Origin of the sequence: Promicromonospora sukumoe 327MFSha3.1 (assembly GCF_000385135.1) — a bacterium.
GTDB lineage: Bacteria > Actinomycetota > Actinomycetes > Actinomycetales > Cellulomonadaceae > Promicromonospora > Promicromonospora sukumoe_B.
This window is the reverse complement of record NZ_ARQM01000011.1, coordinates 385,980-399,166: the sequence shown is the minus strand read 5'-3', so window position 1 is coordinate 399,166 and position 13,187 is coordinate 385,980. Positions and strand designations below refer to the sequence as shown.

The window sequence follows — 13,187 nt, the reverse complement described above, 5'->3', positions numbered from 1 at the left end:
GGCCGCCCCCCCTCTCCCCTTCGAGGCCTAAGTTTCTTCGCTTTCGGCCGCCGCAAAGAGGAGAAACTTAGGCCTCGAAGGCGAGAAGCGTCACGCCCCACACACCCCCGCACCGCAGCGACCGGCCGTCCGGTGCGGGAGAATGAGATCTCGTGACCGACCCCGTGACCGAGCCCGCCCTCTTCGACCTGCCCGCGGGTGCGCGCCGCCCCCGCGCGCGCGTGGTGCTGCTGACCGGACCGTCGGGTTCGGGCAAGACGTCGCTGACGCGGCGGCTCGGCCTGCCGGTGGTCCAGCTCGACGACTTCTACCTCGACATCGACCACCCCGGGCTGCCGCAGCGCTACGGCAGCGTGGACTGGGACAGCCCGGCGACCTGGGACGGCAAGGGCGCGCTGGCCGCGCTGCAGGAGCTGGCCACGGAGGGCCGCGCCGAGGTGCCGGTCTACGACATCCCGACGTCGCGCCGCACGGGCGTGCGCCGGCTCGACATCGGGGACTCGCCGCTGATGATCGCGGAGGGGATCTTCGCGGCGCAGCTCGTCGAGGAGTGTCGCGCCGAGGGGCTGCTCGCCGACGCGATCTGCCTGTCGCGGCCGCGGTTGGTCACCTTCTGGTTCCGGTTCCTGCGCGACGTCGCCGAGGCGCGCAAGCCGATCGTGACGCTGCTGCGCCGGGGGACCTCGCTGCTGCGGTCCGAGCCGGCGATGATCGAGCGGTGGGTCGCGCTGGGCTGCCGCGAAACCTCACCCGCTCAGGCGGAGAAAGACATCCGGAACCTCCTTGTGCAGAAGTCCTCGGATACGTAATCCTCGTGTAACCGAATTGCCATGTAACGCACATCCGCAGGGCTCACCCTGGGCACAGGAGGTGGTGTCTGTGATCCAGCGCAACGGTTTGCGTGTGCTCTCGCTCTACGAGGGCTTCTTCAGCGGCGGGGCTCGTGTCCTGCACTCGACAGTGGTTGCCGGTCTGCATCAGGGCGGTCGTCAGCAGCATTCCGTGCTGAGCCTGCACCACGAGGTCCGGCGCGAGGCCACCCTCCAGCGCATGGAGGACGACCCCCGCTACCGCGCCCTGCGCGCCGCGGGCGTCCGGATCGGCTCCCTGGGCCGGAGCACCGACGCGAATCACGACCCGCGGGTGTTCACCGAGGCCGAGCTGCGGGCCGCGGCCCACCAGGCAGCCGGCTCCCACGTCATCCTGTCCCTCAAGGAACAGCCGCTACGGCTCGTGAACCAGGACGCGTTCCCGCAGCGTCCGGTCATCGCGTGCCTCCACCGGTCCGACCCGGAGCACCAGGGCGACGCCCTCGGCGACCTGCTGACCGCGGCGGAGCGGGGCCGCCTGGCCGCCGTCGTCTGCTGCGCGGAGTCCACGCGCGACGCGTACCGGGAGGCGGGCGTGCCCGCCGACCTGCTGCGCGTGGTGCCGAACGGCATCAACCTGGCCCGGTTCCGGCCGGTCCAGGGCGCGCGCCGGCTCGCCCTGCGGGGCGCGGCGGGGATCCCGGCCGACGCGACGGTCGTGGTCTACGCCGCGCGGTACGACGAGATGAAGAATCCCGAGCTGTTCCTCCGGTCGGCCCGGACGTTCCTCGAGCTCGACCCCACCGGCCACGTGCAGATGTGCGGGGCAGGCATGAGCTCGGCCAACCCCGCGCTGCAGGACGACCTCGCCCGCATCTTCGGCGACCGCCCGGGCCTGCTGGAGCGCCTGGAGCTGCTGGGCGTGCGCCACGACATGGAGCTGGTCTACGCGACGGCCGACGTCGTCGCGCTCACCTCGGCGTTCGGCGAGGCCGCGCCGCTGTGCCTCATCGAGGGCTCGATGTGCGGGGCCGTGCCCGTCACGACCCCGGTGGGTGACGCGCCCTCCATCGTCGAGCGGATCGGCTTCGTGACGTCGTTCGAGCCCGACGAGATCGCCGCGACCTGGATCGAGGCCGCGGCCCGGCGCGAGGAGCTGGAGTCGGCACGCACCGCCGTCCGGCCGAAGTTCAGCCACGTCCGGATGATCGCCGGGTACTCGAGCATCATCGAGCGCACGCACCGCGACGCGGGTTTACGGATGGCACGGGTCTGAGGGATCGGGCGCGCGGGGTTGATCCCGGCCGCGCCGGATGATCGGTAGAACGTCAGGTGGTCGGCACCCCGGGGTGCCGACCACCTGACGTTCTACCGATCACCGGACCCCCGAAGGGTCATTTAGCGACCACGAGCGCGCCGGACACGGCAGGATGACCTCATGTCCGACGCCCCCGTCACCCTGAGCCAGGTCGCCCGCGAGGCCGGCGTCTCGCTCGCCACGGCGTCCCGCGCGATCAACGGGAGCGCCACCCGCAGCGTCCGCGAGGACCTGCGCGAGCGCGTCCTCGAGGCCGCGCGCCGCCTCGCCTACTCGCCCGACCCCAGCGCGCAGGCCATGGCCCGCGGCCGCACCACCGCGCTCGGGCTCGTGGTGCACGACATCGCCGACCCGTACTTCTCCACGATCGCCGCCGGCGTGGCGCGCGCGGCGGAGCGGGCCGGCCTCATCGTCACGCTCGCGTCGACCGAGCACAGCTCGGCGCGGGAGCTCGCGTTCGTCGAGCTGGCACGGCGGCAGCGGTCGCGCGCGATCATCCTCGCGGGCGGGCGGCTGGAGCCGGAGGGCGCCGGCGGGGCGGGGGGCGACGGCGGGGCGGATGCGGCAGGTGGGGCCGGTGCGGGAGAGGCTGGTACGGGTGGGGCTGGTGCGGATGCGCCGGAGGCCGACAGCGCGGCGGAGGCCGCAGGCGTGCCGGAGGCCGTTGCCTCTGCCGCGGACGACGGCGGCCCGGCGTCGGAGCCCGGCGCGCTCGAGGCCGCGCTGAACGCGTTCCAGGCGGCGGGCGGCGGCGTCGCGCTGGTCGGGCAGCCGATCGGCGGCCTGCCGGTGGTGGAGATCGCGAACGCCGACGGCGCCGCCGACCTCGCGAGGGCGCTCCACGAGCACGGCTACCGCCGGTTCGCCGTGCTGGCCGGCCCCGCGGGCCACCGGACGGCGGCGGACCGAACCAGCGGTTTCACGGGAGCGCTCGCCGAGCTGGGCAGCCCCGTGGCGCCCCAAGACGTCCTGACCTGTCCGTTCACCCGCGACGGTGGGTACACCGCAATGCGCGACCTGATCGCTCGGGCCGATGCGGGGGCAGTTGGCGCGGCGGCTGGGGCGGCGGACGGCGGGGCGGCGGCTGACGATGCGGCTCGCGGGGCGGCGGCCGGCAGCGCGGGCCGACTGCCCGAGCTCGTCTTCGCCGTCAACGACGTCATGGCGGTGGGCGCGATGGCCGCCGTCCGCGATGCCGGGCTGAGCGTGCCCGACGACGTCGCCGTCGCCGGGTTCGACGACATCCACACCCTGCGCGACGTCTCCCCCGGGCTGACGACCGTGCGAATCCCCCTCGCGGAGGTCGGCGAGCTGGCGACCGACCTGGCGCTCGGCAAGGCAGGCGACGCGAGCACCCCGGTGCGCGGCGAGGTCGTGCTCCGGGAGTCGACGCCGGCTCTGGCCGCGAGGAACCGACGCCCCTGAGCCCCGCCGCCGGACCCTGCCACCGGAGGCAGCGAGGCGACTACGCCGTCAGCTGTCTGGCGACCACCAGCCAGCAGCCAGCAGCCAGCAGCCAGCAGCCAGCGACGATCGGCAGTTGGCATCGAGATCGGCTCAGGCCTGAGCCGATCTCGATGCCAACTGCCGAGTCTGCCGGGCAAACTGCCGCGTCCCGCAGCAGACTGCCGAGTCTGCGGGGCAAACTGCCGAGCCGGAGCCGCGTCACGCCGGTGCCCGCGTCCCCAGGGCCATGGCCCGCGCACCGCCGACACCGCCGCCCGCGCCCACGCTGCCCTGTTGCACCGCACCCCGCAGCACCACTGCCGCCCCACCTCACCCCGGCCCCCATGTACTCACCCGGAAACGTGCGCTACGCTCCCCTGGAAAGCGCATTCCAAGACGGCGCTCACCACCACCGACGATGGAGTCCCGCCCGTGACCACACTTCGCATCGCCATGAACGGCGTCACCGGCCGCATGGGTTACCGCCAGCACCTCGTGCGCTCGATCCTGCCGATCCGCGACCAGGGCGGCGTCACGCTCGCCGACGGTTCGCGCGTCCAGGTCGAGCCCGTGCTCGTGGGCCGCAACGCGGACAAGCTCAAGGAGCTCGCGGCCAAGCACGACGTCGAGCACTGGACCACCGACGTCGACGCGGCCATCAAGGACGCCGACATCGTGTTCGACGCCGCGATGACCAACCTGCGCGCCGCGACCCTGTCCAAGGCGATGCGCGAGGGCAAGCACGTCTTCACCGAGAAGCCGACGGCTGAGACCCTCGCCGAGGCCATCGACCTGGCCCGGCTGCAGGCCGAGACCGGCGTGACCGTCGGCGTCGTGCACGACAAGCTGTACCTGCCGGGCCTGGTGAAGCTGCGCCGCCTGGTGGACGAGGGCTTCTTCGGCCGCATCCTGTCGCTGCGCGGCGAGTTCGGCTACTGGGTGTTCGAGGGCGACTCGCAGCCCGCCCAGCGCCCCTCGTGGAACTACCGCGCCGAGGACGGCGGCGGCATCACCACCGACATGTTCTGCCACTGGAACTACGTGCTCGAGGGCATCCTCGGCCAGGTCAAGACCGTGACCGCGCGCACCGCCACGCACATCCCGACCCGCTGGGACGAGCAGGGCAACGAGTACAAGGCGACCGCCGACGACGCCGCGTACGGCATCTTCGACATCACCACCCCGGGCGGGGACGACGTCGTGGCGCAGATCAACTCCTCGTGGGCCGTGCGCGTGTTCCGCGACGAGCTGGTCGAGTTCCAGGTGGACGGCACGCACGGCTCCGCCGTCGCCGGCCTGCGCGAGTGCCGCGCCCAGCACCGCGCGCACACGCCCAAGCCCGTGTGGAACCCGGACCTGCCGGTCACGGAGCCGTTCCGCGACCAGTGGCTCGACGTCCCCGCGAACGCCGACCTCGACAACGGCTTCAAGCTGCAGTGGGAGGAGTTCCTGCGCGACGTCGTGGCCGGGCGCCCGCACCGCTACGACCTGCTGTCGGCCGCGCGCGGCGTGCAGCTCGCGGAGCTGGGCCTGCAGTCGTCGGCGGAGGGCCGCCGCATCGACATCCCGGAGATCACCCTGTGAGCGGCGTCGCCGTCGTCCTCCCCCTGTTCGACGCCGAGGGCCGGGTCACCGGCTCCGAGGCCGTCGAGCTGAACGCCCCCGGCCCGTGGACGACGCCGTCCGGCCCGATCACCTCGCGCATCGCGTTCGCGGCCGCCCACGTGGTGCCGCAGGTCGGCGCGGAGAACGTGCCGGGCGCGCCCGCCGTCGTCGACTGGGACGCGACACTCGCCTACCGGCACCGCATCTGGGAGCACGGGCTCGGCGTGGCCGACGCGATGGACACCGCCCAGCGCGGCATGGGCCTCGACTGGGCGGCGACCCAGGAGCTCATCCGGCGCTCGGCGGCCGAGGCGTCCTCCGTGGGCGCCCGCGTCGCGTGCGGCGCGGGCACGGACCAGCTCGACCCGGCGGTCGTCGCGGCGCTCGAACCGGGCGACGCCGGCCTGGCCGTCGTCACCGAGGCCTACCGCGAGCAGGTGCACGTGGTCCAGGACGCCGGGGCGCAGGTCATCGTCATGGCCTCCCGCGCGCTGGCGCGCGTGGCCCGCGGCCCCGAGGACTACGCCCGCGTGTACGACGCCGTGCTGGCCGAGGCCGAGCAGCCCGTCGTCCTGCACTGGCTGGGCACCATGTTCGACCCGGCGCTGGCGGGCTACTGGGGCTCGGACTCCGTGGACGACGCCACCGCGACGTTCCTCGACCTGATCCGCGCGCACCAGCCGCGGATCGACGGCGTCAAGGTCTCGCTGCTCGACGCCGCCCACGAAGTGGGCCTGCGCCGGGCGCTGGCGGCGCTGCCGGCGTCGGACGACGGCGTGCGGCCGCGGCTGTACACCGGCGACGACTTCAACTACCCGGAGCTCATCGCGGGCGACGAGCAGGGCCACTCGGACGCACTGCTCGGCATCTTTGCCGCGATCTACCCGGCGGCGTCCACGGCCCTGCAGGCGTTCGACGCCGGGGACGCCGAGGGCGGCCACAAGATCCTGGCGTCGACCGAGGCACTGGGGCGGCACATCTTCGCCGCGCCCACGTACTACTACAAGACCGGGATCGCGTTCCTGTCCTGGCTGAACGGCTTCCAGGCCGGGTTCTCGCTGGTGGGCGGCCTGCACTCCGGCCGGTCGCTGCGGCACCTGGTCGAGCTGGCCCGCCTGGCCGACGGCTGCGGCATGCTGCTCGACCCGCCCCTGGCCGCCGCGCGGCTGCGGGCGTTCCTGACGACGAACGGGGCGGCCGCATGAGCCGGGCATCGCTGAACACCGCGACCGTCAAGCACGCGACCCTGGCCGAGGCGTGCGAGGCGGCGGCCACGGCGGGCTTCGGCGCCGTCGGGCCGTGGCGCGACGTGGTGCAGGCCGTCGGCGCGCCGCAGGCGGCGCGCATCATCGCGGACGCCGGGCTGCGCGCGTCGTCCCTGTGCCGCGGCGGGTTCCTCACCGCGGCCGACGACGCCGGGATCCGCGCCGCGCTCGACGACAACAAGCTGGCGATCGAGGAGGCCGCGACGATCGGCACCTCGGAGCTGGTCTTCGTGGTCGGCGGGCTGGTGGGCTCGACGCCGGGTGGCGCCCCGACGTCGGGCGTGGACCGCGACCTGGTGGCGACGCGCGGCCGGGTGGCCGACCGCATCGCCGACCTGGTGCCGTTCGCCGCCGAGCACGGGGTGCGGATCGTGCTTGAGCCGCTGCACCCGATCTTCGCCGCGGACCGGGCCGTGATCTCCACGCTGGCGCAGGCGCTGGACCTGGCGGCGCCGTTCGCGGCGTCGGAGGTGGGCGTGGTGGTCGACACGTACCACGTGTGGTGGGACCCCTCGCTGCAGCGGTCGATCGCGCGGGCCGGGCGGGAGGACCGCATCGCGTCGTACCAGGTGTGCGACTGGGCGCTGCCGCTGGCGGCCGAGCCGCTGAACTCGCGCGGGCACGTGGGCGACGGGTACGTCGACTTCGCGACGATCACCGGCTGGGTGCGCGACGCCGGGTACGTGGGCGACGTCGAGACCGAGATCTTCAACGAGGAGATCTGGTCCCGCCCGACGGCAGAGACGGCCGCGACGGTGCTGGACCGCTACGACAAGCACGTGGCGCCGCACCTGTAGGGAGCCGATCCACTTCGAGGCCCGGGTTTCTCCGCTTTGAGCCCTGCTCAAAGCGGAGAAACCCGGGCCTCGAAGGTGAGTGGTGAGACCGGCCCGGCTCAGGGTCCTGGCATCACGATGTCTGGCCCACCTCGTCCACGACGGTCCAGCCGGTGACCGCGTACCCGTCCGCCATGCCGTCGGGGTAGACGCTGGCCCCACCGAGCAGATCCCGCGTCTCCGGGTCGAAGATCAGGTCCTGCCGGTACCCGTCGATCTCGGCGCCGACGGCGATGCCTGGGCGGCCCGCCGCGTCGACGACCCCGGGTGTCACCGTCAGCCCGTCGACCCGGCTGAGCGCCCCGAAGACCGCAGCCCGGGCCTCCGGCGTCAGGGTCAGCAACAGGTCGTTCGCCCTGATGAACATCAGCCGCGCCGAGCCGTCGCCGCCATCCCGCAGGTAGTCGTACATCCCGTCGACGTCGGTGGGCGCGTCAAGGTCGATCCCGGGCTCCGAGCTGCAGTCGGTGCCCGCCGCACGGGCCCGCTCGATCCCGCCGTCGGCACAGGTGAACAGCCGCTCGTCGAGCGGGTCCCCCGTGGCGTTCGTCGCCGTGGCCCGGCCGTCCCGGGTCCCGTCGACCGAGAACCAGCCGCGGTACTCCGCAGGCTCCTCGGTGGTGCTCCCACCGATCACCTCGTACCTGCTGCTGCCCGTGCTGCTGTAATACACGAACTGGTCGCCCCGGACCTGGTCCCAGGACCCGTCGGCGCCGGTGACGACACGGGCCGCTGCGGACCGCAGCACCTCCGCCGCCGACGCCGAGCCCGGCGGCGCCACGGCGGCGTCGTCGTCCCACGGCAGCGTCAGCGTCGCGGTGGGCGCGAAGAACGCCCCGCCCACCACGGACGCCGCGACGCCCAGCCCGACCGCCACCCGCAGACCCGGCCGACGGCCGCGCCGCCCGCGCACGGCCCGCGGGCGGGCCGGCGGCCACGTGCCGTCCGGCTGATCGGCCGACGGCGACGGCCGCTCCTCCGCGGCGGCGTGCTGCAGCTCCTCGGCCCACCGCACCCGGCCCGCGGCGAACGCGGCCTCTGCCTCCGCCGCCGACGGGTCCAGCAGGGCACCCGTCGCGCGCAGCGCATCCAGCTCGACCCCGGCGGGCTCCTGGCCCGTCCACTCGGTGCTCGTCCTCATCGCCCGTCCTCCACTACGTCCCGGAGCCCGCCCGGCAGCGCCGCGCGGATCAGCTTGCGCGCCCGGTGCAGGCGAGACCGCACCGTGCCCTTCTTGATGTCGAGGGTGGTCGCGATCTCCTCGTAGGTGAGCTCGCCCCACGCCCAGAGCAGCAGCACGTCCCGGTCGTCGGGCCGGAGACCACCGAGCGCCTCGCCGAGCGCACGCCCGGCGGAGCGCGCGGCGACGTCCGACGTCGCGCGGTCGGCCGGATCGTCCTCAGGACGGACGGGCGCGACGCGTGCCATCGCGCGGTACCGCGTCGCCTCGGCCCGGCGGAACCGGGCGATCTCGTTCGTCGCGATGCCGAGCAGCCAGGGCCGGGCGTCGGGCCTGGCCAGGTCGTAGGACGCTCGGCGGCGGAACGCCACCACGAACGTCTCGGCCACCACGTCCTCGGCGTGCTCGGGTCCGACCCGGCGGTACGCATACCGGTGGACGGACCTCGCGTGCCGGCCGTAGACGGCCGCGAAGTCCTCCGGCTGGTGCAACGACGACGCGATGACCTGCGCGTCGGAGCGGCTCGCCCGGCCCGCGGCGTCGGGCACCTCCAGCTCGGCGGGCGCCGTCATGGCGCCGCGCCGTCCCACGAGTCGTTCGTTCGCATCATGCCTCCCAGACCGTCGGAACCACTGTCACCCCTGTATCCGCACGAAGCACGGATCGGGTTCACGACGACGGGGCCTTCTGCTCGTTGACCACAGCATTTTCTGCCAGCCGGGGCTCCCGGCTGGCAGAAAGTGCTGTGGTCAACGCCGTCAGGTGGGAGGCGTGGCGGCCGGGCGGAGGATGTAGCGGGCCACGCCCCAGGTCGCGAAGAGGAGCGGGGCCGCCGCGAAGCCCAGGCCTACCGCCGGACGGGTCGCCACGAGGCTCACCAGCAGGCCGAGCACGACCAGCGCGCCGGCCGAGAGGTACCAGCGCCGCACGCCGAGCACCAGGGCGGCGAGCAGGACGTCGCGCAGGCGGGCGTCCGGCATCTCGGGCACCGCCGCGAGGGCGAGGAGGCCGGTGAGCACCGCCACGACGGCGAGCGTCACCAGCACGGGGATCGCGACGGCCCCCGCCGTCCGGCCCCAGAAGAAGGCCACGTCCACGACCGCCACGACGACGGCGCCCGCCGCGAGCGCACCCAGCGCCAGCCCGCGCCGCAGGTGCCGGCGCCAGGCGCCGGCGAAGGTGCGGACCACCGTCGTCGACCCGTCCGCGCTGAAGGCGGCGAACACCGAGAACGACGCGATCAGGGCCGGGCCGAGCAGCGGCGCCGTCAGGGCCGCGAGCGGCCAGGTCGACGCGAGGTCGGTCGCGACGAGCAGCACCACCAGCGGCAGGCACGCGACCGCGAGCAGCAGGTTGGTCATCAGACCCGTGTAGACCGTGCCGAACACCAGCTCGTAGGTCTCGGGGCCGATCAGCAACCGGCGGCGCCGGGGGCCGGCGGCGGCCGCGGGAGCCGCGGCCGCCGTCGGGCCCACGCCGGCCGCCAGGTTCGTGCCCACGGCACTCACCCCTTCACGCCCGTCGTCGCGACGCCCTCGACGAAGTACCGCTGGCCGAGCAGGAAGATCAGCGCGATCGGCAGGACCGACAGCACGGAGCCCGTCATGATCAGCGCGTGCTCGGCGTTGTACTCGCCGATGAACGACTGCAGGCCGATCTGGATGGTCCACAGCTCGCGGTCACGCAGGTAGATCAGGGGCCCGAGGTAGTCGTTCCAGGTCGAGACGAACGTGATGATCGTCAGCGACGCCAGGGCCGGCACCGACAGCGGCATGATGATGCGCCACCAGATCCCGTACTCGGACAGCCCGTCCAGGCGCGCGGCCTCCGACAGGGAGTCGGGGATGGACTCGTAGTACTGCTTCATGAGGAACACGCCGAAGGCGCCGAACGCCTGGAGCAGCATGATCGCCCACAGGGTGTTGTTCAGGCCCCAGCTCGAGAGCATCTGGAACTGCGGGATCATGTACGACTGCCAGGGCACCGCGATGGTGCCGATGTACAGCAGGAACAGCGGCTCGCGGCCCGGGAAGCGCATCTTGGCGAACCCGTAGGCGGCGAAGCTGCCGGTCAGGACCTGCAGCACCGTCACCGCGACGGACAGGACGAGGGTGTTGCGCACCCACGTGACCATGTCGGCCTTGACCCAGATGTCGAGGTAGTTGCGCCACTGGACGGGGTCCGGGATCCACTGCACCGGCGCCGTGAACACCTGGTTGTTCATCTTCAGCGACGAGATCACCATCCAGGCGAACGGGAGCATGATGCCCGCCGCGGCGAGGATCATCACCACGTAGAGCAGCACCCGGCCGGACCTCCGGAGGGCGGACGGACGGGCGGCCATCACGCTTCCTTCCGCTTGTTGTACAGGAACTGCACCACGGTCACGGTGATGCAGATGAAGAACAGGACGACGGCGACGGCCGAGGCGTAGCCGAACTCGAACTGCTCGAAGCCCTTCTGGTAGATGTACTGGCTGAGCACGAGGGTCGCCTGGCCCGGGCCGCCGTCGGTCATGACGAGGATCAGGTCGAAGACCTTGAAGCTCTGGATCGTGACCATGACCGTCACGAAGAACATCGTGGGCCGCAGGCACGGCAGCGTGACGTTCCAGAACCGCTGCCAGGCACCGGCGCCGTCGATCCGGGCGGCCTCGTGCAGCTCACCGGGCACGGTCTGCAGGCCGGCGAGGAACAGGAGCATGTAGTAGCCCATGTCCTTCCACGTGCCGACGATGATCACGGCGGGCATCGCCCAGTCCTTGGAGACCGTCCAGCCGGGCATCTCGCCGCCGATGAACAGGCTCAGGAACTGGTTGATCGGGCCGTACTCGGGGCTGAACAGCATGTTCCACACGACGGCGACCGCGACGATCGACGTGATGTACGGGAAGAACGCGACCGTGCGGAAGAACGCCGCGCCGCGCAGCTTCTGGTTCAGCAGCAGCGCGAGGCCCAGGGACGCCACGATGGTGATCGGGATGTGCAGCGCGGCGTAGTAGAAGGTGTTGCCGAGCGCGGTGTGGAAGCTCTTGTCCCCCACCAGGCGCGTGAAGTTGTCGAGGCCCACCCACTGGGCGGCGCCGAAGATGTTCCAGCTGGTCAGGGAGATGTAGAACAGCGTGAGCACCGGCGCGAGGGTGAGCACCGCGAAGCCGAGGAAGTTCGGCAGGATGAACGTCCAGCCGACCAGCGCGTTACGGACCTTGAGCGAGGTGCGCGGGGTCCGGAGCGGTGGCCGGGTGTCGGGCTGCGCGAACCCGAGGGTGCGCTCTTCGCCGACGACCGGTGTCGTCATGGGGTTCGTCTCCTTGGGAAGCGTGGTGGTCCGGGGGCGCGCCCGGGCTCGGCGCGAGGTGCGGCCGAGCCCGGGCGCGCGAGTCGGTCGAGGTCAGCCGACCTCGTTGGCGACGCGCTCCTCGGCCTCGGTGATCGCCTCGTCCACCGGGGTGGACTCGGACATGATCGCCGAGTGGGTCTCGCCCAGGATCGTCTGGATGGCGGCCGTCTTCTGGCCCACCGGGTTCTCGGGGAGGGTGTCGTGCGTGGTGTAGGCGAACCGCGACAGCTCGTCCTGCGGCACGCCCTCGAGCCCGAAGATCGCGTCGGCCACGGCGTCGTCGATCAGGGCCGGCGTGATGCCGATCTCGGCGAGCGCGGCGGCACCCTCGGGGCCGGCGGCGAACCGCAGGAAGTCCTTGGCGGTCTCGATCTTGGACTCGTCGATGTTCGAGCTGATGCCCATCGTGGTCGGGTCACCGAACGTCAGCGGGGTGTTCTCGGTGCCGGTCGTGGACTCGTCGAGCTGCGGGATCGGCGCGATGCCCCACTCGAAGGTGTCCGCGGCGCCCGACTCCTGCTCCGCCACCAGCGTGCCGATGTACCAGGAGCCCATCGGGAGCATCGCTGCCTTCTGGGTGCCGAACTGCGACTGGTAGGCCAGCTCGTTCGTGGTCACGGTCGCGAACGACGGCTGCGCGCCGGCGTCCTGCAGCGCGAGCTCGCGCTCGTAGTACGGGGCCAGGAACGAGAAGTCGCCGCCGTCGAGCGACGCGCCCGGCGTCTGCGAGAGGGCGAAGCCCTGCACGGTGGACTGCCAGCTGTGCAGGTAGGTGCCCGTGACCTCCTTCTCGCCGATGCCCTCGGTGAGCTGCTCGGCGGCGTCGGCGTAGTCGTCCCAGGTCCAGGAGCCGTCGGGCAGGTCGACGCCGGCCTTCTCGAAGAGCGCCTTGTTGTAGTAGAGCAGCCACGAGTCCTGGCGGTAGGGCACCGCGAAGGTCTTGCCGTCGACCGCCATCGGCTCCAGGCCACCCGTCGCCGGGTCGAGCTCGCCCGCCACGTCCGAGATGTCGAGCAGCGTGCCGCCCTCCTGGAACGTGATGTAGTTCTTCAGGTTCTTCACGATGAAGACGTCCGGCGCGGCACCCGCGGCCAGGTCGGCCGTCAGCGCCGTGTCGTAGTCGTCGCCCGCGGGGTACTCCTTGAGCTCCACGGTGACGTCGGGGTTGGCCTCGTGATAGGCGTCCGCGAGCGTCTGGAACTCCGGCGTGGACGCGAAGTCCCAGCCGGCCAGGCTGATGGTGACCGGGCCGTCGGCGTCCGCGGGCTCGTCCTGTCCGCCGCACCCCGTCAGGGCCAGCGACGCGGCGGCGGCGATGCCGAGCGCGCTCATGATCTTGCGGTTCATTCCAACTCTCCTTCGAGTGAATTCGGTCCTGCGGCGCCCCGG

12 protein-coding genes are annotated in these 13,187 nt (G+C 72.5%); 6 read left to right on the top strand and 6 right to left on the bottom strand.

What is annotated here, in order from left to right; all coding sequences use genetic code 11:
- Window positions 1-152 precede the first annotated feature (152 nt).
- From H291_RS0115500 to H291_RS0115475, 6 genes are all read left to right on the top strand, one after another.
- Window positions 153-809: a uridine kinase family protein gene (locus tag H291_RS0115500; protein WP_020015921.1), complete on the top strand. Its 657-nt coding sequence runs from the start codon at window positions 153-155 to the stop codon at window positions 807-809.
- A gap of 193 nt (window positions 810-1,002) precedes the next feature.
- Entirely contained in the window at window positions 1,003-2,085 is a 1,083-nt protein-coding gene (locus H291_RS0115495; RefSeq protein WP_020015920.1) for a glycosyltransferase, read from the top strand.
- Window positions 2,086-2,247: 162 nt separating this feature from the next.
- Window positions 2,248-3,552, top strand: coding sequence for a LacI family DNA-binding transcriptional regulator (locus H291_RS0115490; protein WP_020015919.1), 1,305 nt, complete (start codon window positions 2,248-2,250; stop codon window positions 3,550-3,552).
- 474 nt (window positions 3,553-4,026) lie between these two features.
- Window positions 4,027-5,157, top strand: a complete 1,131-nt coding sequence (locus H291_RS0115485; RefSeq protein ID WP_020015918.1) for a Gfo/Idh/MocA family protein — start codon at window positions 4,027-4,029, stop codon at window positions 5,155-5,157.
- A complete protein-coding gene (locus H291_RS0115480; RefSeq protein ID WP_020015917.1) occupies window positions 5,154-6,383 on the top strand; it encodes a dihydrodipicolinate synthase family protein in 1,230 nt (409 codons plus the stop codon). Before H291_RS0115485 ends, H291_RS0115480 begins: the two co-directional genes overlap by 4 nt.
- Entirely contained in the window at window positions 6,380-7,240 is an 861-nt protein-coding gene (locus tag H291_RS0115475) for a sugar phosphate isomerase/epimerase family protein (protein ID WP_020015916.1), read from the top strand. The genes H291_RS0115480 and H291_RS0115475 overlap by 4 nt, the downstream gene beginning before the upstream one ends.
- A 112-nt stretch (window positions 7,241-7,352) precedes the next feature.
- Here the strand turns inward: H291_RS0115475 and H291_RS0115470 are convergent, their stop codons facing one another.
- The 6 genes from H291_RS0115470 to H291_RS0115445 all read right to left on the bottom strand — a co-directional run bounded on the left by H291_RS0115470 (window position 7,353) and on the right by H291_RS0115445 (window position 13,145).
- Window positions 7,353-8,420 carry a CU044_5270 family protein gene (locus H291_RS0115470; protein ID WP_020015915.1) on the bottom strand — a complete coding sequence of 356 codons (1,068 nt, stop codon included), beginning with the start codon at window positions 8,418-8,420 and terminating at the stop codon, window positions 7,353-7,355.
- On the bottom strand, window positions 8,417-9,049 hold the full coding sequence (locus tag H291_RS0115465) for an RNA polymerase sigma factor (protein ID WP_198012510.1): 633 nt from the start codon (window positions 9,047-9,049) through the stop codon (window positions 8,417-8,419). The genes H291_RS0115470 and H291_RS0115465 overlap by 4 nt, the downstream gene beginning before the upstream one ends.
- A 168-nt stretch (window positions 9,050-9,217) precedes the next feature.
- Complete coding sequence (locus H291_RS0115460) at window positions 9,218-9,958, bottom strand: hypothetical protein (protein ID WP_020015913.1); 741 nt, start codon at window positions 9,956-9,958, stop codon at window positions 9,218-9,220.
- 5 nt (window positions 9,959-9,963) lie between these two features.
- Window positions 9,964-10,803 carry a carbohydrate ABC transporter permease gene (locus H291_RS0115455; RefSeq protein WP_020015912.1) on the bottom strand — a complete coding sequence of 280 codons (840 nt, stop codon included), beginning with the start codon at window positions 10,801-10,803 and terminating at the stop codon, window positions 9,964-9,966.
- Window positions 10,803-11,756 carry a carbohydrate ABC transporter permease gene (locus tag H291_RS0115450; RefSeq protein WP_020015911.1) on the bottom strand — a complete coding sequence of 318 codons (954 nt, stop codon included), beginning with the start codon at window positions 11,754-11,756 and terminating at the stop codon, window positions 10,803-10,805. The genes H291_RS0115455 and H291_RS0115450 overlap by 1 nt, the downstream gene beginning before the upstream one ends.
- 93 nt (window positions 11,757-11,849) lie before the next feature.
- Window positions 11,850-13,145: an ABC transporter substrate-binding protein gene (locus H291_RS0115445; RefSeq protein WP_020015910.1), complete on the bottom strand. Its 1,296-nt coding sequence runs from the start codon at window positions 13,143-13,145 to the stop codon at window positions 11,850-11,852.
- Window positions 13,146-13,187: the final 42 nt, after the last annotated feature.

What these genes read in the sequence shown, in the direction of transcription:
- H291_RS0115455 (WP_020015912.1), bottom strand. Translation starts at nt 10,803, where the DNA reads ATGGCCGCCCGTCCGTCCGCCCTCCGGAGGTCCGGCCGGGTGCTGCTC.
- H291_RS0115445 (WP_020015910.1), bottom strand. Translation starts at nt 13,145, where the DNA reads ATGAACCGCAAGATCATGAGCGCGCTCGGCATCGCCGCCGCCGCGTCG.
- H291_RS0115490 (WP_020015919.1), top strand. Translation starts at nt 2,248, where the DNA reads ATGTCCGACGCCCCCGTCACCCTGAGCCAGGTCGCCCGCGAGGCCGGC.
- H291_RS0115485 (WP_020015918.1), top strand. Translation starts at nt 4,027, where the DNA reads ATGAACGGCGTCACCGGCCGCATGGGTTACCGCCAGCACCTCGTGCGC.
- H291_RS0115470 (WP_020015915.1), bottom strand. Translation starts at nt 8,420, where the DNA reads ATGAGGACGAGCACCGAGTGGACGGGCCAGGAGCCCGCCGGGGTCGAG.
- H291_RS0115450 (WP_020015911.1), bottom strand. Translation starts at nt 11,756, where the DNA reads ATGACGACACCGGTCGTCGGCGAAGAGCGCACCCTCGGGTTCGCGCAG.
- H291_RS0115475 (WP_020015916.1), top strand. Translation starts at nt 6,380, where the DNA reads ATGAGCCGGGCATCGCTGAACACCGCGACCGTCAAGCACGCGACCCTG.